Origin of the sequence: Arthrobacter silviterrae, assembly GCF_011045165.1 — a bacterium.
Taxonomy (GTDB): Bacteria; Actinomycetota; Actinomycetes; order Actinomycetales; family Micrococcaceae; genus Specibacter; species Specibacter silviterrae.
The window spans coordinates 55,861-77,460 of record NZ_JAAKZI010000019.1; the positions used below are offsets into that span (position 1 = coordinate 55,861).

General features: G+C 66.6%; 22 protein-coding genes, 1 tRNA gene and 1 other RNA gene. 10 read left to right on the plus strand and 14 right to left on the minus strand.

Translation table 11 applies throughout. The annotated features are described in order from the left end of the window. Window positions 1-64: 64 nt before the first annotated feature. Window positions 65-1,570, minus strand: coding sequence for a polyprenol phosphomannose-dependent alpha 1,6 mannosyltransferase MptB (mptB, locus tag G6N77_RS11775; protein ID WP_165182358.1), 1,506 nt, complete (start codon window positions 1,568-1,570; stop codon window positions 65-67). Between the two features lie 130 nt (window positions 1,571-1,700). Here mptB and orn point away from each other — a divergent pair, with 130 nt between their 5' ends. From orn to G6N77_RS11800, 5 genes are all read left to right on the plus strand, one after another. After that, window positions 1,701-2,297 carry an oligoribonuclease gene (gene orn, locus G6N77_RS11780; protein ID WP_165182359.1) on the plus strand — a complete coding sequence of 199 codons (597 nt, stop codon included), beginning with the start codon at window positions 1,701-1,703 and terminating at the stop codon, window positions 2,295-2,297. Window positions 2,298-2,472: 175 nt separating this feature from the next. Continuing rightward, a tRNA-His gene (locus G6N77_RS11785) sits at window positions 2,473-2,548 on the plus strand. A 96-nt stretch (window positions 2,549-2,644) separates the two neighbouring features. Next, complete coding sequence (gene def, locus G6N77_RS11790; protein ID WP_165182360.1) at window positions 2,645-3,217, plus strand: peptide deformylase; 573 nt, start codon at window positions 2,645-2,647, stop codon at window positions 3,215-3,217. Between the two features lie 19 nt (window positions 3,218-3,236). Further along, the gene (locus G6N77_RS11795; RefSeq protein WP_240902015.1) at window positions 3,237-4,091 is read left to right on the plus strand and encodes an acyltransferase domain-containing protein; all 855 of its coding nucleotides are present in this window, start codon (window positions 3,237-3,239) and stop codon (window positions 4,089-4,091) included. Window positions 4,092-4,177: 86 nt separating this feature from the next. Beyond that, a complete protein-coding gene (locus G6N77_RS11800; protein ID WP_165182361.1) occupies window positions 4,178-5,785 on the plus strand; it encodes a peptide chain release factor 3 in 1,608 nt (535 codons plus the stop codon). A 22-nt stretch (window positions 5,786-5,807) separates the two neighbouring features. On the opposite strand, the gene G6N77_RS11805 is transcribed toward G6N77_RS11800, so the two are convergent. The 5 genes from G6N77_RS11805 to G6N77_RS11825 all read right to left on the minus strand — a co-directional run bounded on the left by G6N77_RS11805 (window position 5,808) and on the right by G6N77_RS11825 (window position 9,853). Next, a complete protein-coding gene (locus G6N77_RS11805) occupies window positions 5,808-5,996 on the minus strand; it encodes a hypothetical protein (RefSeq protein ID WP_165182362.1) in 189 nt (62 codons plus the stop codon). A gap of 78 nt (window positions 5,997-6,074) precedes the next feature. Next, a complete protein-coding gene (locus G6N77_RS11810) occupies window positions 6,075-6,869 on the minus strand; it encodes an HNH endonuclease family protein (protein WP_165182390.1) in 795 nt (264 codons plus the stop codon). A gap of 275 nt (window positions 6,870-7,144) precedes the next feature. Beyond that, window positions 7,145-7,696 carry a GNAT family N-acetyltransferase gene (locus G6N77_RS11815; RefSeq protein ID WP_165182363.1) on the minus strand — a complete coding sequence of 184 codons (552 nt, stop codon included), beginning with the start codon at window positions 7,694-7,696 and terminating at the stop codon, window positions 7,145-7,147. 57 nt (window positions 7,697-7,753) lie between these two features. Further along, window positions 7,754-8,133: RNase P RNA component class A (gene rnpB / locus G6N77_RS11820), an RNA gene on the minus strand. A gap of 217 nt (window positions 8,134-8,350) precedes the next feature. Beyond that, window positions 8,351-9,853, minus strand: coding sequence for a glyceraldehyde-3-phosphate dehydrogenase (locus G6N77_RS11825; RefSeq protein WP_306986877.1), 1,503 nt, complete (start codon window positions 9,851-9,853; stop codon window positions 8,351-8,353). A gap of 469 nt (window positions 9,854-10,322) precedes the next feature. Here G6N77_RS11825 and G6N77_RS11830 point away from each other — a divergent pair, with 469 nt between their 5' ends. Continuing rightward, complete coding sequence (locus tag G6N77_RS11830) at window positions 10,323-11,087, plus strand: YaaA family protein (protein ID WP_165182364.1); 765 nt, start codon at window positions 10,323-10,325, stop codon at window positions 11,085-11,087. A 53-nt stretch (window positions 11,088-11,140) separates the two neighbouring features. Here the strand turns inward: G6N77_RS11830 and G6N77_RS11835 are convergent, their stop codons facing one another. From G6N77_RS11835 to G6N77_RS11845, 3 genes are all read right to left on the minus strand, one after another. Next, window positions 11,141-11,608, minus strand: coding sequence for a VOC family protein (locus tag G6N77_RS11835; protein WP_165182365.1), 468 nt, complete (start codon window positions 11,606-11,608; stop codon window positions 11,141-11,143). Then, window positions 11,599-12,336 (minus strand): zinc ribbon domain-containing protein, encoded by a 738-nt coding sequence (locus G6N77_RS11840; RefSeq protein ID WP_165182366.1) that lies wholly within the window; start codon window positions 12,334-12,336, stop codon window positions 11,599-11,601. The genes G6N77_RS11835 and G6N77_RS11840 overlap by 10 nt, the downstream gene beginning before the upstream one ends. 62 nt (window positions 12,337-12,398) lie before the next feature. After that, complete coding sequence (locus G6N77_RS11845) at window positions 12,399-13,229, minus strand: Nif3-like dinuclear metal center hexameric protein (RefSeq protein WP_240902044.1); 831 nt, start codon at window positions 13,227-13,229, stop codon at window positions 12,399-12,401. A 351-nt stretch (window positions 13,230-13,580) separates the two neighbouring features. Between G6N77_RS11845 and msrA the strand changes: the two genes are divergently transcribed. The 3 genes from msrA (at window position 13,581) to epsC (ending at window position 15,759) form a co-directional block, all read left to right on the plus strand. Next, window positions 13,581-14,105 (plus strand): peptide-methionine (S)-S-oxide reductase MsrA, encoded by a 525-nt coding sequence (gene msrA / locus G6N77_RS11850; RefSeq protein WP_165182367.1) that lies wholly within the window; start codon window positions 13,581-13,583, stop codon window positions 14,103-14,105. Window positions 14,106-14,214: 109 nt separating this feature from the next. Next, window positions 14,215-15,150: a cysteine synthase A gene (gene cysK, locus G6N77_RS11855; protein ID WP_165182368.1), complete on the plus strand. Its 936-nt coding sequence runs from the start codon at window positions 14,215-14,217 to the stop codon at window positions 15,148-15,150. Between the two features lie 21 nt (window positions 15,151-15,171). Then, the gene (gene epsC / locus G6N77_RS11860; RefSeq protein WP_165182369.1) at window positions 15,172-15,759 is read left to right on the plus strand and encodes a serine O-acetyltransferase EpsC; all 588 of its coding nucleotides are present in this window, start codon (window positions 15,172-15,174) and stop codon (window positions 15,757-15,759) included. 58 nt (window positions 15,760-15,817) lie between these two features. On the opposite strand, the gene G6N77_RS11865 is transcribed toward epsC, so the two are convergent. Beyond that, on the minus strand, window positions 15,818-16,114 hold the full coding sequence (locus tag G6N77_RS11865; RefSeq protein ID WP_165182370.1) for a helix-turn-helix domain-containing protein: 297 nt from the start codon (window positions 16,112-16,114) through the stop codon (window positions 15,818-15,820). 61 nt (window positions 16,115-16,175) lie between these two features. Between G6N77_RS11865 and map the strand changes: the two genes are divergently transcribed. Continuing rightward, on the plus strand, window positions 16,176-16,949 hold the full coding sequence (gene map / locus G6N77_RS11870; RefSeq protein WP_165182371.1) for a type I methionyl aminopeptidase: 774 nt from the start codon (window positions 16,176-16,178) through the stop codon (window positions 16,947-16,949). A 129-nt stretch (window positions 16,950-17,078) separates the two neighbouring features. Here map and gndA read toward each other — a convergent pair whose 3' ends face one another. The 4 genes from gndA to G6N77_RS11890 form a co-directional block, all read right to left on the minus strand. Beyond that, the gene (gndA, locus tag G6N77_RS11875; RefSeq protein WP_165182372.1) at window positions 17,079-18,515 is read right to left on the minus strand and encodes an NADP-dependent phosphogluconate dehydrogenase; all 1,437 of its coding nucleotides are present in this window, start codon (window positions 18,513-18,515) and stop codon (window positions 17,079-17,081) included. Between the two features lie 189 nt (window positions 18,516-18,704). Then, complete coding sequence (locus G6N77_RS11880) at window positions 18,705-19,760, minus strand: L-idonate 5-dehydrogenase (protein ID WP_165182373.1); 1,056 nt, start codon at window positions 19,758-19,760, stop codon at window positions 18,705-18,707. A gap of 12 nt (window positions 19,761-19,772) precedes the next feature. Then, the gene (locus tag G6N77_RS11885; protein WP_165182374.1) at window positions 19,773-20,543 is read right to left on the minus strand and encodes an SDR family oxidoreductase; all 771 of its coding nucleotides are present in this window, start codon (window positions 20,541-20,543) and stop codon (window positions 19,773-19,775) included. Between the two features lie 63 nt (window positions 20,544-20,606). Further along, window positions 20,607-21,527: an NAD(P)-dependent oxidoreductase gene (locus G6N77_RS11890; RefSeq protein ID WP_165182375.1), complete on the minus strand. Its 921-nt coding sequence runs from the start codon at window positions 21,525-21,527 to the stop codon at window positions 20,607-20,609. Window positions 21,528-21,600 lie beyond the last annotated feature (73 nt).

A 21,600-nucleotide genomic window follows, 5' to 3' on the forward strand; every position in this document is an offset into this window, starting at 1 on the left:
CGCCGAGTTAGCGGATAAGCGCCGAAACCCCGCCAAATAATTGGCCCATCTCGACGCGGATCCGCTAACTCGGCGGAAGGGCGACGGGCGGGCGGTTGAACACGAGCCTGCGCGTGTGGACGTCGAGCAGCAGCAGGTAGGCCACGGCCGCCAGCGCGACCCAGTATGACAGGGCGTGGGCCGAGACGGGCAGCACCACGAAGTTCCACACAAAAACCTGGTCCTGGGCGCCAAACACCACAAAGAACCCCACCACCACATAGAGCACCTTGACCTGCCAGTTGTTCCGAATGCCCGTGACGGCCAGGAACGGCAGGAACCACAGCACGTACCACGGCTGGATGATGGGGGCCAGAAGGACGACGGCGGCGAAAGCGTACGCCAGGCGCCGCACCACCCGCTTGGGGTTGCCGAAGAGCACCAGCCAGGCTGCCAAAGCCATGCTGGCCAGGGTCAGCAGCTTCCGGAAGCCGTCCCCCATGGCTCCCCCGTCCAGGCCCAGGGCGTTGCCTGCCAGTTCCACCATTTGGCCGCCAAATCCCGACGGCGAATAGCCCGTGTACCCGGGCGTGGTGTCCAACAGCGCCCACGTCCAGCCGAAGCCCAGGCCGTGCGGCAGTCCGGCCAGGAACAGCAGGGCAGCGGACATGGCTGCCGTCCCGGCCCAACACGCGAGCTTCCGCTTCCAGCCGGCGGCGGAGCCGGCCCAGAGAAGACCGATGAACGGCAGCAGGACAATGGTGATCGGCTTGACGGCAATGGACGCCGTCACCAGCACGATTCCGAGCACCGGCTTCCTCACTGCGGCATAGTAGGTGCCGGCCACGGCCAGCCCCACCATGAGGGCGTCGTTGTGGGCGCTGGCCACGAAGGAAATAAGAAACAGCGGGTTGGCGGCCGTCAGCCACAACGCCCGGGCGCCGTTGATGCCGTGCAGCTGCGCCAGCTTGGGCACAAAGTACACGCACAGCGCCACACCGATGCAGGCCAGCACGCGGAACAACAACACGGACACATCGGGCTGGGCCCCCGTCGCGGCCACCACCCACCGGCTCAGCCAAAGGAACAGCGGGCCATACGGTGTGCGGTTCTCGGCCCAGGACGGGTCCGTGCCCAGCATGAACCAGTTGCTCAGCGCCGAAATGCCCGTGGTGTACGGGTTCAGGCCCTCCGCCATGAGACGCCCCTGCCCGGTGTACGCATACACGTCGCGGGAATAGATGGGGACGGCCACCAGCATCGGGGCACCCCATACCACGACCGCGCGGACCACGTGCCGCAGTGAGCCGGGGCCCCAGCCGTGCAGGCGCTGGCCCAGCCGCAGCCATGAACGCAACAGCACCATGGCGCCGAGCGTGAGCATGATGGTGGAGGCCAGCACGGCCGTACCGTCTGTGCGCATGGCTATGACTATTGGGTTTCGGATCATCGGCGAACCGTTGGCAATCCAACCGACACCGATGGAGCCCGCCAGGACCAGCAGGGAGCCGGCGAACCCTTCCAGTAACGCAATCCACGGGCGGATCCCGCCCGTCTCCACGGAACCGGCAGCGCGCGGTGCCGCGCTCAACGGAAGTCTCCGGCCGGCGTCGTACTGATGGGGTCTCCTTGGAAAACATGCGTGGCTGCCACACGGATGGTGGCCCTGCGATTTTACCAGCGCTGCCGGGGCGCATGCGGGTTCGCGGTACATTGGACGGGTGCCTATTACAAATGAACGCATTGTGTGGATTGACTGTGAGATGACAGGCTTGGATGCCGTCAATGACGCCCTGATCGAGGTGGCGGCGCTCGTGACGGACTCCGAGCTGAATATTCTGGGCGAGGGCGTGGATGTGGTCATCAAGCCGTCGGCGGAGGCCCTGGCCCAGATGGGCGACTTTGTGCGGAACATGCACACCACCTCGAAGCTGATTGACGAGCTCGACGCCGGCACCACCATGGAGGATGCCCAGGCCCAGGTGCTGGCCTACATCAAGGAGCATGTGCCGGTGCCCAACAAGGCTCCCCTGGCCGGCAACTCGATCGGCACGGACAAGGTGTTCCTGGCCCGCGACATGCCCGAATTGGTGGAGCACCTGCACTACCGGGTCATTGACGTCTCAACCATCAAGGAACTGGCCCGGCGCTGGTACGCCCGAGCCTATTTCCAGTCCCCCGCCAAGACCGGCGGGCACCGGGCACTGGGCGACATCAAGGACAGCATCAACGAGCTCAAGTACTACCGGGAAGCCGTTTTTGTGCCCGCACCGGGGCCGGATTCGGACACCGCGAAGAAGATTGCCGCCAAGTTTTAGCACCGGAATCCGCGTGGTTGCGCGGTTGCCGCTGGGCAAAAATGCGATCTGGACCACATTTTTGCCCAATCCCACGGTTTTGGTCATGACCACCGGGAAGACCGGGTAGACTAGTCGTCGTTGCCCAAAGCGCAGGATGCACTTCAGGTGTGTGCCTGCACGACGGCGGCTCATGGTGGGATTAGCTCAGTTGGCAGAGCGCCTGGTTGTGGTCCAGGAGGTCGCGGGTTCAACCCCCGTATCTCACCCCATGGTGTTCCTTGCGAACACGGAACACCCCGGTCACTTGATCGGGGTGTTTTTCATTCCCCCGCCGCCCGGGGAGCCACCCCTGGAAAGGACCCGCCATGACCATCCTCCCCGTGACCATCCTGGGCGAACCGGTGCTGCACCGGCGCGCCGAGCCGGTCCAGGCCTTCGACGGCGCCCTCAAAACCCTCGTGGCTGACATGTTCGAAACCATGGACGCCGCCCACGGCGTGGGGCTGGCCGCACCCCAAATCGGCGTGGGGCTGCGCATTTTCACGTACCAGATGGAGAACGACGACGGCGTCCCCGGCCGCGGCGTGCTGGTGAACCCCACGCTCACGCTGGGCAAGATTTCCGGCAAGAGCCCGGACCCCGACGAGGAGCTGGAAGGCTGCCTTTCCGTCCCGGGCATCGACTTTCCGCTCAAGCGGGCCGAGTGGGTGCGGGTGCGCGGCTTTGACGCCGACGGCGGCCCCCTCGATTTTGAGGCCACGGGCTGGTTTGCCCGCTGCATGCAGCACGAATACGACCACCTGGACGGCAAGCTGTACGTGGATCGGCTCAATGACCGCTACGCCCGCAAGGCCAAGCGGGCCCGCAAGGAACGCGGCTGGGGCGTGCCGGGCCTGAGCTGGATGCCGGGCGTGGACCCGGACCCGTTCGGCCACTGACTTTCGGTAGGCTGGGGGAATGATGCCGCACACCGCACTGTCCACCGAGCTGACTTTCGACTACCTGGGGGTTGCGGCGGAGGACCGGGCCGGGTGCCTGGCGCTGCTTGAGGGGGACACCAGCCCGGAGGCCGCCGTCGTTCTTGACTTCCTGGACTCCCAACTGGGCGCACCGGTGCCGGCAGGTGAGCGTTCCGGCGGCCTGCCGACGGCGGAGGGCCCATGGCTTGAGGCCATGCTCCGTTTTGTCCCGGCCCTGCAGCACTGGCACGCGGAGCGGGACATTCCCGACGCCGTCACGCGGGACACCCTGGCCGACTTTGGCCGCAACCTGGCCATCAACCGCCGCGTACACGGCCACTTCGGCATGGACACGTACAAGTGGCTGACCCACCATTTCGCCGGCCGGATTTTCCAGCTGGGCCGGCTGCAGTTCCTGCTCCACCAGCCCGCCGCCGGCATTCCGGGCGTGGCTCCCGGGGAGTGGGTCGCGGGGATCCACATCCCCGAGGACGGCGGGCTGGGCGTGCAGGCGGTTGCCGGGAGCCTGGCCGCGGCCGGGCCGTTCCTTGCCACGCACTTTCCGGACCGGCCAGTTGCCGTGGCCAACTGCGAATCCTGGCTGCTGGACCCGTACCTGGCGGCGCATCTGGCCCCCGAGTCGAACATTGCCCGTTTTGCCGGGCTCTTCACCCCTTACGGCACTCCGCGCGATGAACCCTCCGACGCCGTCTACTTCACGTTCCGAACGCGCAGCATGGAGAACCTTGCTGCGCTGCCGCGCACCACGGCGCTGCAACAGGTGGTGCTGGACCGCATCGACGCGGGCGGCACGTGGCAGCTCGGTTTCGGGTACATGCCCCTGCCCCACTAGCCCTGCGGTAAACTTGGGAGTTGGCATTTTGCCCCGGCTTCCGGCATGCCTGCCACGAATTTCCTTTTCCGCTAGAAAGTAGTCCTGTGTCCTTACCGGCCCCCACCCCCGCCCTCGCCACTGAAATCACCGGCCAGGCGGGCCGCCGCCGCACCTTTGCCGTCATCTCCCACCCGGATGCCGGCAAGTCCACGCTCACCGAGGCGCTGGCGCTGCACGCGAAGGTCATTGGCACGGCGGGTGCGACCAACGGCAAGTCAAACCGCAAGGACACCGTCTCGGACTGGCAGCAGATGGAAAAGGACCGCGGCATCTCCATCAGCTCGGCGGCCCTCCAGTTCTCCTACCGGGACACGGTCATTAACCTGCTGGACACGCCCGGCCACGCCGACTTCTCCGAGGACACCTACCGCGTGCTGGCCGCCGTCGACTGCGCCGTCATGCTGGTGGACGCGGGCAAGGGGCTGGAAACGCAGACCATGAAGCTGTTTGAGGTGTGCCGCCAGCGCAAGCTGCCCATCATCACCGTCATCAACAAATGGGACCGCCCAGGCCTGGACCCCCTGGAGCTGATGGACGAGATCACCGAGCGCACCGGGCTCACCCCCATGCCGCTGACCTGGGCCATTGGCATCGCCGGCGACTTCCGGGGCGTGTGGGACATCCAGCGCAACGAGTTCGCCAAGTTTGCCCGCAACAGTTCCGGCGCCCACATTGCCCTGACCCAGTACCTGACACCGGAACAAGCCGCCGATTCCGAGGGCGACGCCTGGCAGGATTCCATCGAGGAGGCGTCGCTGGTGGTCGATTCCGATTCCCCTTTGGACCTGGAGGCGTTCTACTCGGGTGCGGCCACGCCGCTGCTGTTTTCCTCGGCCGCCCTGAACTTTGGTGTGAAGCAGATCCTGGACACCCTGGTGGACTACGCCCCCCCGGCGGCCCCGCGCCCCGATGTCTCCGGCGGCACGCGGGCCGTGGAGGCGCCATTTTCCGGTTTCGTGTTCAAGGTCCAGGCAGGCATGAACCAGGCCCACCGCGACCACGTGGCATTCATCCGGGTCTGCTCCGGCAAGTTCGAGCGCGGCATGGTGGTGACCCAGGGCCGCACCGGCAAGTCCTTCGCCACCAAGTACGCCCAGCAGGTTTTTGGGCGGGAACGAGAGGTGATCGACACAGCGTTCCCGGGCGACGTCGTCGGGCTGGTCAATGCCTCGGCCCTGCGGGTGGGCGACAGCCTGTACGTGGAGGAGCCGGTGGAGTACCCGGCCATCCCGCTCTTTGCCCCCGAGCACTTCCAGGTGGCCCGCTCCAAGGACCCCAGCAAGTACAAGCAGTTCCGCCGCGGCATTGAGCAGCTGGAGCACGAGGGCGTCATCCAGGTGCTGCGATCGGACCTGCGCGGCGACCAGGCCCCCGTGCTCGCCGCCGTCGGGCCCATGCAGTTTGAGGTGGTCGAGGACCGCATGCACCACGACTTCAACGCCCCCATGCGCCTGGAGCGCCTCCCCTATTCCCTGGCCAGGCTGACGACGCCGGACGCAACAGCCACACTGGGCTCCGTCCATGGCGCTGAGGTGCTTGAGCGCAGCGACGGGGAGTATTTGGCACTGTTCAACGACATCTGGGCCATGCGCCGCGTGGAAAAGAACTACCCGGACCTGGCGCTGGCGGAAATCGGCACCACCCGGGAGTAGGCCCCGGCTGCGGTGCCGGTGCCTAGTTTTCCTTGGCCACGCGGTTGACGTCTGCGGCGGCGGTGTCGCGCAGTTCGTGGATCTGGTCCAGGCGTTCCTGGGTGATGGCGCCGGCGTTGAAATCCGCCGTGGCCTGGGCCAATTGACGGTTGGCCTCCTCCAGGTTGTCGTGGGCCAGCTGCATCGGGTTGGTGAAGTCTGATTCGCTCATACCGGCATCATCGCACCGATTCCGGCGCCTGGCCATCACCGCCGTAAATGTTTCAATGGGTGTGTCCCCCGGGGACCGCTACGGGCCGCCCTTGAAGCCCGATGGAAGCGTCTTTTCGCCCGGACAAGTGCCGAGCACGCGGGCCATGGCAGCCTTTTCCGCGGGAGTGACCCACAGCCGGTAGGCTGCCTTGACTGACACTTGCCGGGCCACGTACTGGCACCGGAATCGCTTGTTCGGGGGCAGCCAGGTGGCGGCGTCGCCGTCGGACTTTTCCTGGTTGGCAGGGCCATCGACGGCCAGCAGGTTCAAGGGTTCATTGGCCAGGCTTTGGCGCTGGACGTCCGTGAGCTGCTGGGCCCCCGTTTGCCAGGCGTTGCCCAGCGCCACCACGTGGTCAATCTGCACAGCTCCGCTGGTGTCCGCGCCCCGCGTGAAATGGATGTCGGAGCCCGTATACGGGTCCTTGAGCGTGCCCGACGCCACCTGGCACGGCGTGGCGGCCACCAGGACGGCCTTGTCCAGGTCCCGGCGCAGGATGTCGTTGCGGGTGTCACAGCCGTTGGCGTCGGCGTCCAGCCATGCCTGGCCAAAAGCGCTGCGGTCATAACCCGTCTTGGGAGCCCTGCCCTTCACCGGCAGGGTTTCCAGTGTGGCCAGGGCGGTGGCCGGTCCCACGTAGACCACGGGTCGTCCCAGTCCCGGCGGCGGAGTGGTGAACACGGGCGGCGGCCCCGGGTTGGGCTCGAACGGCCACCGCCCGCTGGCGTGCAGCCAACCGGCCACCATGACGAGCAGGAGCACGGCCAGCGCAGAGGCTGCCTGCATCAGCCGCGCCGCCTGGCTGGCGGGCCTGCGCCGCCGCCCAGCCATCCCGCGCTGCGGGGTGCGCCGCAGGCCGCGCTGCCGGCCGCGCTGCGGGCCGCGGGTGGGCGGCGGAAGCTGCACCGCATGCCTGAACATCCGCCGTCCTCACCCCATCCCGGTCCGGCTTCACCGACCCCCCTTCCCACGGCGGGGCCAGGAAGGGCGCGGCAAAATTTCGTTGATCGTACGAGTCTAGGCGCCATGCCGGGCCTGTGCAGGAAGTTATCCACACCCCGCGTCATCCACACCCCGCGCCGCATCGCAGGCCCGGAGTGAAACAGTCAGCCGGCCAGGAACTTGAACATGATGTGCAGCCCCACGGGCCCCAGCGACGGGTGGTCGAAGGCGCCGGGAATGGTCGTCATGATGTCGAAGCCCAGCGACTCCCACAGGTACACGGCCCCGGTGTTGGACTCCACCACCGCGTTGAACTGCATGCCGCGGTAGCCGTCCGCACGGGCGGCATCCAGCACGTGGTGGGCCAGCAGGCGGCCGTAGCCCTTGCCCTCGTGGTCGGGGTGGACCATGAACCCGGCATTGGCGATGTGGCTGCCGGCGCCGGGAAAATTGGGATGCAATTGGGCCGTTGCCACCACCATGGGAGGGGCGCCACCCCCTGTTTCCTCCGTGACCACGAAGGTGCGGCTCACGCGCGCGGAGGGGCCGGCGTCGTGCGTGGCAGTGGCTTGTTCAGGGGCGGGGAGCCAGGCGGCGTGCATGGCGGCCTCGGTGGAATCGACCGGGTAGGTGTATGTCTCCCCGGCGCGGATGGTGGGCTCCATGGCGGCCCAGATTCCGGGCCAGTCTGCGGCGCTAGCCTGTCGTATCAGCATGCCCGCAAGTCTACGCACCGCGCGCCCGCGCCACCTCAAGGCGTTGCGCAATGTGAAAGGATAGGGCAGCCTGTACGCCGGGTTTTGTCGTCCGACGCAGTTTCCCGCGGCGGAGAGGCAACCATCCATCTACGAACGCCGTTGCCGGCGCCCTCCAGCGGCCTACCCAGGCACTCGGGCGGACAGCCCTCAACCATGCCCTGTCTGGCCTTGCTCCGGGTGGGGTTTACCTAGCTTCCCCAGTCGCCTGGGGAACTGGTGGTCTCTTACACCACCGTTTCACCCTTACCCGCGCCGGCCGGAGCCGTGCGGGCGGTCTATTTTCTGTGGCACTTTCCTGCGGGTCACCCCGAGTGGGCGTTACCCACCACCCTGTCCTGCGGAGCCCGGACGTTCCTCGAGCCGCTTGCGCGGCGCGCGGTTGCCCAGCTGCCCTATCCAAGGCATAAGTCTACAGGCCGAGGGGCCCCGGGCGAGCGCAGCGAGCTTGGGGAGGGCTGGAGACGCTACAGGCCGAGGGGCCCCGGGCGAGCGCAGCGAGCTTGGGGAGGGCTGGAGACGCTACAGGCGTAAGGGGCGGCCAAAAACAAAAGGTGCGCGGCCGCCGTCGTCCGTGAAGGAACGACGGCGGCCGCACACCCTGGGTGCCGGACGCTACACCAGTGCGCGGGCCGGGACGGCGGCGGGTGCCGCAGCGCCGTCGACGGCGGGGAACTGGCGCGGGTGGACGCCGGCCATTTCCTCCATGACGCGCACCACCTGGCAGCTGTAGCCGAATTCGTTATCGTACCAGACATAGAGCACCAGGTTCTTGTCGGTGCTGATCGTGGCGAGCCCGTCCACGATGCCGGCGCGGCGGGATCCCACAAAGTCGGTGGAGACCACTTCGGGGGAATCGATGAAGTCGATCTGCTTGCGCAGGCCGGAATTCAGCGAAATGTCGCGCAGGTAGGTGTTGACCTCGTCCTTGGTGGTGCCCTTTTCCAGCGTCAGGTTCAGGATGGCCATGGACACGTTGGGGGTGGGGACGCGGATGGAGTTGCCTGTCAGCTTGCCCTCGAGCTCGGGCAGTGCCTTGGCCACGGCCTTCGCGGCGCCCGTTTCCGTCAGGACCATGTTCAGCGCGGCGGAGCGGCCGCGGCGGTTGCCCTTGTGGAAGTTGTCCGTAAGGTTTTGGTCGTTGGTGAAGGAGTGCACGGTTTCCACGTGGCCGTGGACAATGCCGTACTTGTCGTTCAGGACCTTGAGCACGGGCGTGATGGCGTTGGTGGTGCAGGAGGCCGCCGTGACGATTTTGTCCTCGGGCAGGATGGTGCCGTGGTTGATGCCGTGCACAATGTTCTTCAGCGCACCCTTGCCCGGGGCGGTCAGCAGGACGCGGGACACGCCCTTGCTCTGCAGGTGCTGGGACAGGCCCTCCTCGTCGCGCCAGCGGCCCGTGTTGTCCACGACAAGCGCGTCATGGATCCCGTAGGAGGTGTAGTCGATGGTGGACGGATTGTCCGAGTAAATGACCTGGATGGAGGTGCCGTTGGCCTGGATGATGTTGCGGTCCCCATCCACCGTGATGGTGCCGGTGAAGGGCCCGTGGACGGAGTCGCGGCGCAGCAGGCTGGCCCGCTTGGTCAGGTCCATGTCGCCGCCCTTGCGGACCACGATGGCGCGCAGGCGCAGGCCGTGGCCGCCACCGGAGTGCTCGATGAGGATGCGGGCCAGCAGGCGGCCGATGCGGCCGAAGCCGTACAGGACCACGTCGGTGCTGGTGCGCTCGTCTGCGCCGAAGCGATCGACGACGTCGGCCAGCTCCGTGCGGAGGAACGTTTCCAGGTTGGTTTCGCCGGAGGCCTTGAAGCCGGCGTTGAGGCGGGCCAGGTCCAGGGAGGCAGCACCAAGCTGGAGGGTTACCAGGGTTTCCAGGAGTGGCAGGGTTTCGGCGAGGGGCAGCTCAACCTCATCGATTTGCCGGGCAAAGCGGTGTGCCTTCACGAGGCTGATGACCGACTGGTTGATCAGCGATCGGCCGTGAATGCTGGTGATCACGTTGTTTTCGCGGTAGAGGCGGCCGATGAGCGGGATCATTGTTTCCGCCATGGTTTCGCGCTGGATCCAGGTGTCCAATGCGGCGTCGCTGGTCAGTGAAACGTTGTTGAGCGTCACGTCTAGTACCTTTCCTGGCTCAAAACACCCTTGGTTTAAGCCGTCACCATTCTAGGCGGCGGCCTGCCGTTACCCGCGAGTTCAGTGTCGCACTTCACTAGACCGGTCTACTGCTGCCATCTCTCCCTTTCCCCCTCCTCGCCCCTCTTCTCCCCCTCTCTTCGCCCCCTTCCTCGCGCGAACGGTCACTTAACGGGGGTGTTGCCAGCGAAACATCCACGTTAAGTGCCTGTTCGAGGATGTGTTGAGGGGTGCCGCTCGGCCAAGGGCCGCTGAAAGGCAGCCTGCCGAGTCTCCGCGAACCGGCAGTTAACGGGGGTGTTGCGGCGAAACCACCACGTTAAGTGCCTGTTCGAGGATGTGTTGGGGGGGTGTTCCGGCGAAACATCCACGTTATGTGCCCGTTCGGCGAGGGGCTGGGTGCAGGCGCCGGAATGGGTGCAGGCGCGGAAGCCGGTAAGCTCACAAGGTGTTGATTTTACTGCCCCCGTCTGAAGGCAAGACCCCCGCCAAGTCCGGCCCGCCCGTCGATTTGGCACAACTGCATTTCACGGATTTGACGGCGGCGCGCCAGGAAGTTGCCGGGGCCCTGGCCCAGGTTTCGGCCCGTGACGATGCCCTGTCCCACCTGGGTGTCGGCGCCTCGCTGGCCCATGAAGTGCTCCGCAACACGCGGCTCGAACAGGAGCCGGCAGCCCCCGCCCACAGCGTGTACACCGGCGTCCTCTACGACGCCCTCGGCTACCACCGCATGACCCCAACTCAAAAGCGCAAGGCCGACGCCGGCGTCGTGGTGGTCTCGGGGCTCTGGGGTGCGGTGGGCTTTGCGGACAGGATTCCCGCCTACCGCCTGTCCATGTCTGCCGGGCTCCCGGGCCTGGGCAGGCTGGCCAGCTACTGGAAGCCACGTCTCGGGGCCGCCCTGGAAGCGCACGCGGAAGGACACTTGCTGGTGGATTGCCGTTCCAGCACCTACGCGGCGGCCTGGACGCCGGCGGCCGGGCGGACCGTGTCGGTCAATGTGTTTACCGAACGTGACGGCACCCGAAAGGTGGTCTCACACTTTGCCAAGCACACCCGCGGCGAACTGGCACGCCACCTGCTCACACGCCGGGGCAAGGCGCCCGAAACACCCGCCCAGCTGGCCCGCGCGGCCGGCGAAAAGTGGGTGGTGGAGCTGGTCCCCGGCACGCTGCGCAGGCACCACGCGCTGAACATCATCCTGGCGGACTGACAGGCCGGGCAAGGCCCGCGCACCATGCACCGCCAGTCCGGCACAGGCACCAACTACGCCTCCGAACCGGCCACCAGCTCCACTTCGAAGCCGTCGGCATTCTCCAAATACGCCGCCCAGTGCCCCGAGCCGCCCGCGTACGGATGCCTGTCGGGAAACATCAGCGCCCAGCCATGTCCCAGGGCTGCCGCGGCAAGGGTCTCAACGGCCGACGCCGGCCCGGCAGCGAAGGCGAGATGGTTCAGTCCGGCGTGCTGCCGTTCATGAGGCCCTGAGACGTCCGCCCCGGCTTCCAGCACGATGTATTCGCCGGCACCTTGCCAGCTGCCGCCATGGCCCCATTCGGATTCCAGGGTGTAGCCCAGGCGGTCCAGAAGCCAGCCGAGGCTTGACTTTGCCCGGAGGTAGTCCTGCACCCAAATTTCAACGTGGTGAAGGCGTCCGCGTGACGGCGGAGGGGTTTCGGCAGGCCCAACCACCGCGGCAGGCCCAACCACCGGGACGGGACCGCCTACGTCCATTCCGGCGAGCGGACCAGGATTGCGCCAGAGTCCGGGCAAAAGACCACGTCGTCCGGGGCGGAACCCAAAATCTCACTCAAGTCGCCAGGACTGAGCTGCATGCCGGATCCTTCCGACGTTCCGTGGAACAGCCTGGCTGCGCCGACGCCGTATTTGGCCAGCGTGCGATCGTAAATGGCCAGCAGCGCCGGGTCAAAGGTGGCGGCCAATTCGGCACGTTCGGCGGCCGTGGCATCGCGTTCCATGCGCAGGCCGCCGAGCTTGCTGCGGATCTCCCCGACCACTTCATCCAGCACGGCCTGCATTTTTTCCACCAATGCCCGCTGCGCGCCCTGGCGTGCGGTGGCGTCCTCCAGCGCCTCCATGGCTTCAAGCTCCGCATCCTCCAGGACTCCGCGACGCTTGCCCAGGGATTCGATTTCATTTTGCAATGCCATCAGGTCTTTGGACAGCCCCGTGCCGCTGTTGAGCTGGAGATCGTCCTTGGCGATGCGGGCCGTGACCAGCGCCACGTCTTCCTCCGACTTGGCGAGCGTGCGCTCCAGGTCGTGGACCTCGGTGTCCAGCACCACAAGGTCGCTCTTGGCCGTGGTGACGCCCGCGTGCAGGTCCGGAAGGCGCGGATCCTCCTTCAACGCCTTCGCCTGGACGTCCAGGGCGCGCAATTTGCCGTCCAGGACCTGGATGTCGAGCAAGCGGAGTTGTTCCGCCGGTGCTGCCTTGGCCATGAAAGTTCCTCCTGCTAAATGCCAATAAGGTCAATGGTGTGCTGAAAAGCGTAGCGGCCCGGCTAGTTCCCGGGAGTCAAAATGAAATCCCACGGATCCGTGTTTGTCTGGCTGACGGCAAGTTCGGCCGCATATCCCTGGTCGGCGAGCACATTCGCCAGGGCGCTGGCGGCGGCGGGCAGCCACAGCCATTCGCTGGCAAAGTGCGAAAGGTCCACCAGGTACGGCCTGCCGTCGGGGCTGGCTTCCCGGACTTCCGACGCCGGATGATGGCGCAGGTCAGCGGTGACAAAGACATCGGCATCGCTGGCCCGGACGGCGTCGAACAAGCTGTCCCCGGCACCGCCGCACACTGCCACCTTGCGCACCAATGCATCGCGGTCGCCGGCCACCCGCACCCCGCCGGCCACTGAGGGCAGGGTCAGGAAGATGCGGGCCGCGAGCTCGCCCAGCTTTTCGGCCCCGGGCAGCAGGCCGACCCGGCCGATGCCCTCCTCCACGAGTCCGTGCGCGGCCGGCATCAACGGGACGGCGTCAACCAGTCCCAGCGCGTCGGCCAGGACGTCCGACACCCCTCCCACGGCACTGTCGCCGTTGGTGTGGACTGTCAGCAGCGCACAGCCGCCCTCGATCAGGCGGTGCACAGCCCGCCCCTTGCCTGAGGTTGCCGCCACTGAATTGACTCCCTTGAGCAGCAGCGGGTGGTGAGTGATAAGCAATTTGGCACCCCATTCCAGGGCTTCGTCAATGACGTCCAGCGTGGGGTCCACGGCAAACATGATCCGGTCCACCTCGGCTTCCGGGCGTCCCGTCACCAGCCCCACCCGGTCCCAGTCCTCAGCGAGGGACTCCGGCCACAGCTCCTCCACGGCGAGCAGCACCTCCGAGAGCATGGGGGTCTGAAGATCCCCTTCCTCCTCCGGCGTCGGGAAACTTTCCGCTCCCGCCACGGGTGCGGCCAGGCTTTCCGCCGCGGACGACGCCGGCGCCACAGCGGGCGGTTCCGGCACCGACTTGGCGGTTTCCGCTTCGGCAACCGCCAAGTCCGGCTCCGCCGCGGGCCCCGCGTGTTCCTCCCCGGCCGGCGCTTCGGTTCCGTCCATGTCGGTGCCGGGGGCACGGTGGCGGGAAGCGGCGTCGGGCGTGGGATCTGTTGGTTCCATGCTCATCGTTCCAGCTTAGTCGGGTGTGGGCCACGCAACGTTACGGGAATCAAATGGCACCATGGCGGCTTATAAAGGGATGTGAAGACCTATGTATTGGGCGGCGGGTGCTTTTGGTGCCTGGATGCCGTCTACCAGATGACAAACGGTGTGAAATCAGTGGTGTCCGGGTACACCGGCGGGGCCGTGCAATACCCCAGCTACGAGCAAGTTTGCTCGGGAATGACAGGGCACGCGGAGGTGGTGGCCGTAACGTTTGACGAGGACATCATCCCGGCGGACGTCATCCTGGACATGTTTTTTGCCCAACACGACCCGACCACACTGAACCGCCAGGGCTACGACACCGGGACCCAGTACAGGTCCTCGATGTTTTACGCCACCACGGAGGACGAAGCGGCCTTCCGTGCAGCGATCGTGCGCAACCAGTCAAACTGGCGCGACCCCATCGTCACCTCGCTGGAGCCCCTGGGCACCGTTTACGAGGCAACGGCGGAGCACCAGGACTTTTACGCCCGCCGGCCCGAAGTGGGCTACTGCCAGGTCATTATCAACCCGAAGATCGCAAAGGTGAGAAAACATTACGCCCAGTGGCTCACGGCGTAGAAAGTGGCCGCCCGCGGTCGATACGCTGGCGCTTTAGCACTTTTGCGGGCAGGCGGAACCGTCCGGCCCCGGCACGGCACACCCTCCAATTTTGAGAACAGGAACACCCATGGGACGTATTTACGACAATGTCACGCAACTGGTTGGCGGCACCCCCCTGGTGCGGCTGAACCGGCTGACCGAGGGGCTCAACGCCACCATCGCCGTAAAGCTCGAGTTCTACAACCCCGCCAACAGCGTCAAGGACCGCATTGGCGTGGCCATCATTGACGCTGCCGAGGCCTCCGGGGAATTGCGCCCGGGCGGAACAATCGTTGAAGGAACCTCGGGCAACACCGGAATTGCCCTGGCCATGGTGGGCGCCGCCCGCGGCTACAAGGTGATTCTGACCATGCCGGAGACCATGTCCACCGAGCGCCGCGTCATGCTGCGCGCATACGGTGCCGAGATTGTGCTGACACCGGGCTCGGAGGGCATGCGCGGGGCCGTGGAAAAGGCCAAGGAAATCGTGGCCAACACCCCGAATTCCATCTGGGCCCAGCAGTTCGCCAATCCCGCCAATGTCGAAATCCACCGGACCACCACGGGTGAGGAAATTTGGGAAGACACCAACGGGGCCATTGACATCCTGGTGGCCGGCATCGGCACCGGCGGCACCATCACAGGCGCCGGCCGCCTGCTGCGCAGCCGCAAGCCAGGCGTGAAGATTGTGGCCGTGGAGCCCAAGGACTCCGCCATCCTCAACGGCGGGGCACCCGGTCCGCACAAGATCCAGGGCCTCGGGGCGAACTTCATCCCGGAAATTCTGGACCAGGACATCTACGACGAGGTGCTCGACGCCACATTGGAAGACTCCGTCTCCGTGGCCCGCGCCCTGGGCAACCAGGAGGGAATCCTGGGCGGCATCTCCGCCGGCGCGGCAGTCTGGGGTGCCCTGGAGCTGGCAAAGCGGGAAGAAAACGCCGGTAAGCTGATTGTTGCCGTGGTCCCGGACTTTGGCGAGCGCTACATTTCCACCATTCTCTACGACGACATCCGCGGCTGAAAAGCGAACTGAAGGACTTCTGTGGGTTTTTTCGCCAGGTTACGTGAGGACCTCGAGGCCGCCCGGTCACATGACCCGGCGGCCCGCGGTTCCGCGGAGAACTTCTTTGTCTATTCCGGGCTCCACGCCATTTGGGTGCACCGCCTCACGCACAGGATGTGGGCCAACCCGCAGCTGCGTTTCCCGGCTCGGGCGCTGTCACAGCTGGCACGCTTTGCCACGGGCATTGAAATCCACCCGGGCGCCACGATCGGCAAGCGGTTCTTCATTGACCACGGCATGGGGGTGGTCATCGGCGAGACGGCCGAAATCGGGGACGACGTGATGATCTACCACGGCGTCACGCTGGGCGGGCGTTCACTGGCGAAGGTCAAGCGCCACCCCACCATCGGCAACCGGGTCACCATCGGTGCCGGCGCCAAGGTGCTCGGCCCGATCCACATCGGCGACGACTCCGCCATTGGTGCAAACGCGGTGGTGGTCAAGGACGCCCCGGCAAATTCCATCATCACCGGCATCCCCGCAACGTGGCGGCACCGCGACTCCAAGAAGGAGATGGCGCCCGCCGTGGACCCGGCGGAGTACATAGACCCGGCCATGTGGATCTAGGCCTCCAGTCCGCGGAGGCCAAGTCCGGGGAGCCCAAGGCCGCAGGCATCCGGACGGCTCAGGAGGCCTGGCGGGACCGCTCCCCCTCAGCGCACGCATTGCCTATTCCAGGTCCGTCGTAGACGGTCCCCCAAACATTGTCCAGGGACAGCCCCAGAACCATGGCCAGCATCGCCACCGTGGAGAACGACGGCGTTGGCACCCTGCCGCTTTCAATCTTCCGCAATGTCTCGGGCGAAATGCCGGCAGCCAGCGCCACGTCAAGCATTGGCCTGCCGCCGCGCGCCCGCCGCAGCAGCTCGCCAAGCAACTTGCCGCGCATGACTTCTTCCGGGGACAGGGGTAAACGGACCATGGATCCATCATAGCGGTATAGTATTACCGGTATTGTTATTGGAAACCTGGAAGGACAGCCCGTGATTGAAATCCTCACCCCGGCAGAGCTGGCCCGCGCCAGTGCAACCGGGCAGTTTGTTGGCCGCGTGCTGCATACCCTCCAGGAGCGGACGGCGGTCGGCACCAATCTCTTGGAGATCAATGACTGGGCCGCGGAAATGATTGCCGCGGCAGGCGCCACATCCTGCTATGTCGACTACGCCCCGTCCTTCGGCCGGGGGCCTTTCGGGCACGTCATCTGCACCTCGGTCAACGATGCCGTGTTGCACGGGCTGCCCCACGACTACGCACTGTGCAACGGAGACCTGCTGACACTCGACTTTGCCGTGTCCCTGGGCGGCATCGTCGCGGACGCGGCGGTGAGCTTCATCGTCGGCACGCCGCTCGGCACCGAGGACCAGCGCATGATTGACACAACACGGGCCGCCCTGGCAGCCGGAATTGAAGCCGCCCGGCCCGGAGCACGCATCGGGGACATTTCCCATGCTGTGGGCAGCGTCCTGTCCTCGGCGGGATACAGCGTCAACACCGAGTTTGGCGGGCACGGGGTTGGCTCCACCATGCACCAGGATCCCCACATTCCCAACAACGGCCGGGCAGGGCGTGGATATGTCCTGCAACCCGGACTGCTCCTGGCCATAGAACCGTGGCTCATGGCCGACACTGCCGAACTTGTCATGGACCCTGACGGCTGGACCCTGCGCAGCGCCACGGGCGCACGCACGGCCCACACCGAACACACCGTCGCCATCACGGAGGCCGGGCCGGAAGTTCTCACCGCCTGGCGGGGCTGACAAGTTCCGGAAGGCCACGGCACGCCGGCCCGCACGGTTGCCGGCGTCGTTCCTGGCCCTGAACAACCTGGTTAAACAGCTGTGGCGCAGCCGCTGCCAAAGGCAACCGCTGCGCCACGAGCCGGCGGGTCAGTGCGTGTCGACGGCGCTGACTTCGCTCTTGTCCCCGCTCCACTGGGTGTGGAAGGTGCCTTCAACGTCGACACGGTTGTAGGTGTGGGCGCCGAAGAGGTCGCGCAGGCCTTGGGTCAGGGCGGCCGGCAGGCGCTTGCGGCGCAGGCCGTCGTAGTAGGCCAGCGAGGAGGAGAAAACCGGTACGGGAATGCCCAGCTGGACTGCGGTGGAGACCACGCGGCGCCAGGCGGGGAGGACCTCGGCGATTTCCGCGGCGAAGGCCGGGGCGAAGAGCAGGTTCGCGGGCTTTTCCTCGGCGGCATAGGCCTTGGTGATGTCCTTGAGCAGTTCGGCGCGGATGATGCAGCCGCCGCGCCACAGGGACGCGATTTCATCCAGCTTCAGGTCCCAGTTGTACTCGGCGGCGGCCGAGGTGAGCATGTCGATCCCCTGCGCGTAGCTGATGAGCTTGGAGGCGTACAGCGCCTGGCGGACGTCCTCGACAAAGTCGGAACCCAGTTCCACGGTGCCTTCGTGCCCGGCCAGGACGTCCTGGGCGATGGCCCGCTGGCCGCGCTGTGAGGAGAGCCCGCGGGCAAACACGGACTCGGCAATGGCCGACGTCGGCGAGCCCAGGTCCAGGGCGGACTGGACCGTCCAGCGGCCCGTGCCCTTCTGCCCGGCGGAGTCCACGATCACGTCAACCAGCGGCTTGCCGGTCTTGGCGTCCACATGGCCGAGGACTTCAGCGGTGATCTCGATGAGGAAGGAGGCCAGCTGGCCCTCGTTCCATTTGGCAAAAATGTCGGACTGCTCGGCGGGCTCGATTCCTGCCGCGCTGCGCAGCAGGTCGTAGGCCTCGCCGATGACCTGCATGTCGGCATATTCGATGCCGTTGTGGACCATCTTGACAAAGTGCCCGGCGCCGTCGGTGCCGATCCAGGCGCAGCAGGGTTCGCCGTCGACCTTCGCGGAAATCTTCTCCAGCAGCGGGCCAAGGGCGTCGTAGGACTCCTTGGAACCGCCCGGCATGATGGAGGGGCCCAGCAGCGCGCCCTCCTCGCCGCCGGAGACGCCCACGCCCACGAAGTGGAGTTCCTTCTTGGCCAGGTCGGCTTCGCGGCGGCGGGTGTCCTGGAAGTTGGAGTTGCCGCCATCAATGATGATGTCCCCGGCCTCCATGAGCGGGACCAGCTGGTCGATCACGGAGTCGACCGGGGCGCCGGCCTTGACCATGATGAGCACGCGGCGCGGCTTCTCCAGCGACTCGACCAGCTCGGCCAGGGTCTCCGTGCGGACAAAGTCGCCCTCGGCCCCGTGGGCTTCCAAGAGGGCGTCCGTCTTTTCAACGGAGCGGTTGTGCAGGGCCACGGTGTAGCCGTTGCGGGCCAAGTTGCGGGCCAGGTTCGCACCCATCACGGCCAGTCCTGTGACGCCAATCTGTGCAGACATGCAGTCCTCCTCAGTGTTTACAAGCGGTTTCCCCCAGCTTATCGGGGCCCGCCGGGGTTCCCCATTCGGGGCGGGCGAATCGTGCCCAATATTGCGCGGACGGAACATGTGTGCAGTTTCCGCCCAACTTGGCTGCCCGACGGCGGCCCGTTCGCTTCATCCGGCCCAGGCTCCTCAGGCTCCTCAGGCTCAGGCGCCGAAGTTCAGCAGCACCTTCCCCGACGACGCCGAGTCCCGTGCCATCTCAAAGGCCTCCAGGCCCTGCGACAGCGGGAATTCGTGGGTGATGACGGGGTCAGTGACGAGGGAGCCGTCGGCAAGCGCGGCAATGACCTGGTCAATTTCATCGTTGAAGCGGAAGGATCCCACCAGTTCCAGCTCCCGGGTGATGGCCAGGGAGACAGGCACGGGCTGGGGTCCGGATGGCAGCAGGCCCACCATGACCACCCGGCCGCCACGTGCGGCGCCGTTGATGGCCGAGGCCAGGCCGAAGCGGTTGCCCGAGGACTCAATGACGACGTCGGCCTCCACGGCCGCGATGGCCGCTTCGTCGTCGCCCTTCAGCACGGCATCCGCACCCACAGCGGAAGCAGTGGCCAGCGGTTTGTCAAACATGTCGACGGCGGTGATGTGGGCGGCGCCGGCACGCTTGAGGACGGCGACGGCCAGGGTGCCGATGGGCCCGGCGCCCACCACGAGCGCCCGTTTCCCCTGCACGTCCCCGGCCCGGGAAACGGCGTGCCAGGCAACGCTGGCCGGTTCGACGACGGCGGCCCGCCGGAGTGGCAGTTTCGGCGGTAGCGGCCTGAGCATTCTGGCGGGCAGGTTGGCGTAGCGCAGGAAGGCGCCGTCCGTGTGGGGGTGCCGGGCGGCGCTGCCCAGGTACGTGCAGCCCGGGGACAGGTTGGGCCGGTCCGCCGGGTAGCGCGCGGCACCCGGTCCGGGGGTGGCCGGGTGGACGGCAACGGGCGTGCCCGCAGCCGGACCCGTGCCGTCCGCAGCGGCCCGGGCCACAATGCCCACCACCTCGTGGCCCAGCACCAGGGGGTCCCTGAGAATGGACTCCCCGGCAGCACCGTGCAGCCAGTAATGGAGGTCGGAACCGCAGATGCCGCCGTAGGCAATCTCGACGACGGCCTCCGCGGGCGCCGGCTGCTTCAACGGGACGTCCTCGATGCGGAGGTCGTCCTTGCCGTGGGCCACCACGGCGGGCGCGGTGGCGGGCAGTTCAGGAGCTTCGGTCATGGCGTTCCCTTTCTAGACAACAACGGTCATGCCGCCATCAATGAAGATGGTCTGGCCGTTGACAAAATTTGATCCTTCCGAGGCCAGCCAGACGGCCGGTCCCACCAGGTCCTGCACTGTCCCCCACCGGTTGGCCGGGGTGCGGCCCAGGATCCAGGCATTGAACTTCTCGTCGTCCACCAGGTTTTGGGTCATTTCGGTGTGGATGTAGCCGGGCGCAATGCCATTGATTTGCAGCCCTCCGGACGCCCATTCGGCGGTCATGGCGCGGGTCAGGTTGCGCAGCCCGCCTTTGGCTGCGGTGTAGGCGGCGATGGTGGGCCGGGCGAGGTCCGTCTGCACGGAGCAGATGTTGATGATCTTGCCGCGGCCCCGGGACAGCATGCCGCGGGCTGCCTCCCGGCCCACCAGGAAGGCGCTGGTCAGGTCGGTGGTGAGGACCCGGTCCCAGTCCTTCACGTCCAGGTCAAGGAGCGGCACCCGGTGCTGGATGCCGGCATTGTTGACGAGAATCGCCAGCGGCCCCACGTTGGCCTCAATCCAGGCGACGCCGGCCGCTGCGGCGGTGTCACTGGTGACGTCGAAGGCCCGGGAACGAATCCGGCCCGGCGCAAAGTCAGCCGCCATGGCCGCCTCCGCGGCGGCAAGGCGTTCCCCGTTGATTCCGTTGAGCACCACGGTGGCGCCGGCCTCGGCCAGCCCGCGGGCCAGCGAGTTGCCGATTCCCCGGCTGGAGCCGGTCACAAGGGCAACCCGGCCGGTCAAGTCAAACATTGCAGTCATGCAGGGATCCTTTTCGTTGTCACACGCTTCATCAAAAAATGGGCAGGCGGGGTTGGGCTGCCGTCAGGTGCGCGGTGCCAGCCGGGCGATGCTCTCGCGCACCACCGCAAGGTCCGCATCCCCCAGCCCCTGGTCTATCAGCGTGCCGTACAGTTGGCGACCGGCCGCAGCCATGGGAACGGCGGACCCGGCAGCGGCGGCACTTTCCAGCACAAATCCCAGGTCCTTGTGCATGAATTTTGCCGGGCCCGTGGGCGCATAGTCCTTGGCCATGATCCGCGGCCCCACGATGCGCAGCACCTGGCTGTCCGCCAGCCCGCCGGCCAGCACCTCAAAAAGGGCCGGCACGTCCATGCCGGAGCGTTCGGCGAGTTCGGCCGCTTCCGCGAGCGCGGCCGCGGTGGTTCCCACGAGCAGTTGGTTGCAGGCCTTGGCGAGCGATCCCGCACCGAGTTCCCCCAGCCTCCGGACGGTGGTGCCCATGGCTTCCAGCACAGGGAGGATCCGCTGGAAGTCGGCCTCCGCTCCCCCGGCCATGATGGCAAGCGTGCCTTTTTCCGCGCCCACGGTGCCACCGCTGACGGGGGCATCCACCACGGAAGCGTTCCCGCCGCTTGCCTCCTTGACCGTGGCGCCAAAGGCCTGCACGCCCTGCGGGGAAACGCTGCTCATGACCGCGACGACGGTCCCCGGGCTGGGCGGGCTGGCCCGCCAGCTGTTGAGCAGGGCCCCGGCTGCCTCCTCAATGAAGCCGAGGTCCGGGAGCATGAAGATGATGGTTTGGCAGTCGCGCAGGCTCTCGACGGAGGGGGCCGTCGCGGCTCCTTTGGACGTGAGGCTGGCGACGGCGGCCGGTGACCGATTCCAGACGGCCGTGGAAATGCCGGCCGCAAGCAGCCGCGTAGCCATGGGGGCGCCCATGTGGCCGAGGCCGGCAAATCCCACAGTGGGCGTGCCCGGCAATTGGACCGCGGAGTGAGTCATGGTGCACCTGTCCTGACAACTTTATGGCTTGGCGGGCGTGGCCCGGAGAAGAATCATTACCTTAATGTGTTCA

Excerpts from the sequence above, each read along its gene's own strand:
- G6N77_RS11810 (WP_165182390.1), bottom strand. The coding sequence starts at position 6,869 with ATGGCTGGGCGGCGGCGCAGGCCCGCCAGCCAGGCGGCGCGGCTGATG.
- G6N77_RS11835 (WP_165182365.1), bottom strand. The coding sequence starts at position 11,608 with ATGGACGTAGGCGGTCCCGTCCCGGTGGTTGGGCCTGCCGCGGTGGTT.
- G6N77_RS11865 (WP_165182370.1), bottom strand. The coding sequence starts at position 16,114 with ATGGTCCGTTTACCCCTGTCCCCGGAAGAAGTCATGCGCGGCAAGTTG.
- G6N77_RS11880 (WP_165182373.1), bottom strand. The coding sequence starts at position 19,760 with ATGACCGAAGCTCCTGAACTGCCCGCCACCGCGCCCGCCGTGGTGGCC.
- cysK (WP_165182368.1), top strand. The coding sequence starts at position 14,215 with ATGGGACGTATTTACGACAATGTCACGCAACTGGTTGGCGGCACCCCC.
- G6N77_RS11840 (WP_165182366.1), bottom strand. The coding sequence starts at position 12,336 with ATGGCCAAGGCAGCACCGGCGGAACAACTCCGCTTGCTCGACATCCAG.
- G6N77_RS11885 (WP_165182374.1), bottom strand. The coding sequence starts at position 20,543 with ATGACTGCAATGTTTGACTTGACCGGCCGGGTTGCCCTTGTGACCGGC.
- G6N77_RS11845 (WP_240902044.1), bottom strand. The coding sequence starts at position 13,229 with ATGCTCTCGGAGGTGCTGCTCGCCGTGGAGGAGCTGTGGCCGGAGTCC.
- G6N77_RS11815 (WP_165182363.1), bottom strand. The coding sequence starts at position 7,696 with ATGCTGATACGACAGGCTAGCGCCGCAGACTGGCCCGGAATCTGGGCC.
- G6N77_RS11805 (WP_165182362.1), bottom strand. The coding sequence starts at position 5,996 with ATGAGCGAATCAGACTTCACCAACCCGATGCAGCTGGCCCACGACAAC.
- G6N77_RS11795 (WP_240902015.1), top strand. The coding sequence starts at position 3,237 with ATGATGCCGCACACCGCACTGTCCACCGAGCTGACTTTCGACTACCTG.
- gndA (WP_165182372.1), bottom strand. The coding sequence starts at position 18,515 with ATGTCTGCACAGATTGGCGTCACAGGACTGGCCGTGATGGGTGCGAAC.
- def (WP_165182360.1), top strand. The coding sequence starts at position 2,645 with ATGACCATCCTCCCCGTGACCATCCTGGGCGAACCGGTGCTGCACCGG.
- G6N77_RS11890 (WP_165182375.1), bottom strand. The coding sequence starts at position 21,527 with ATGACTCACTCCGCGGTCCAATTGCCGGGCACGCCCACTGTGGGATTT.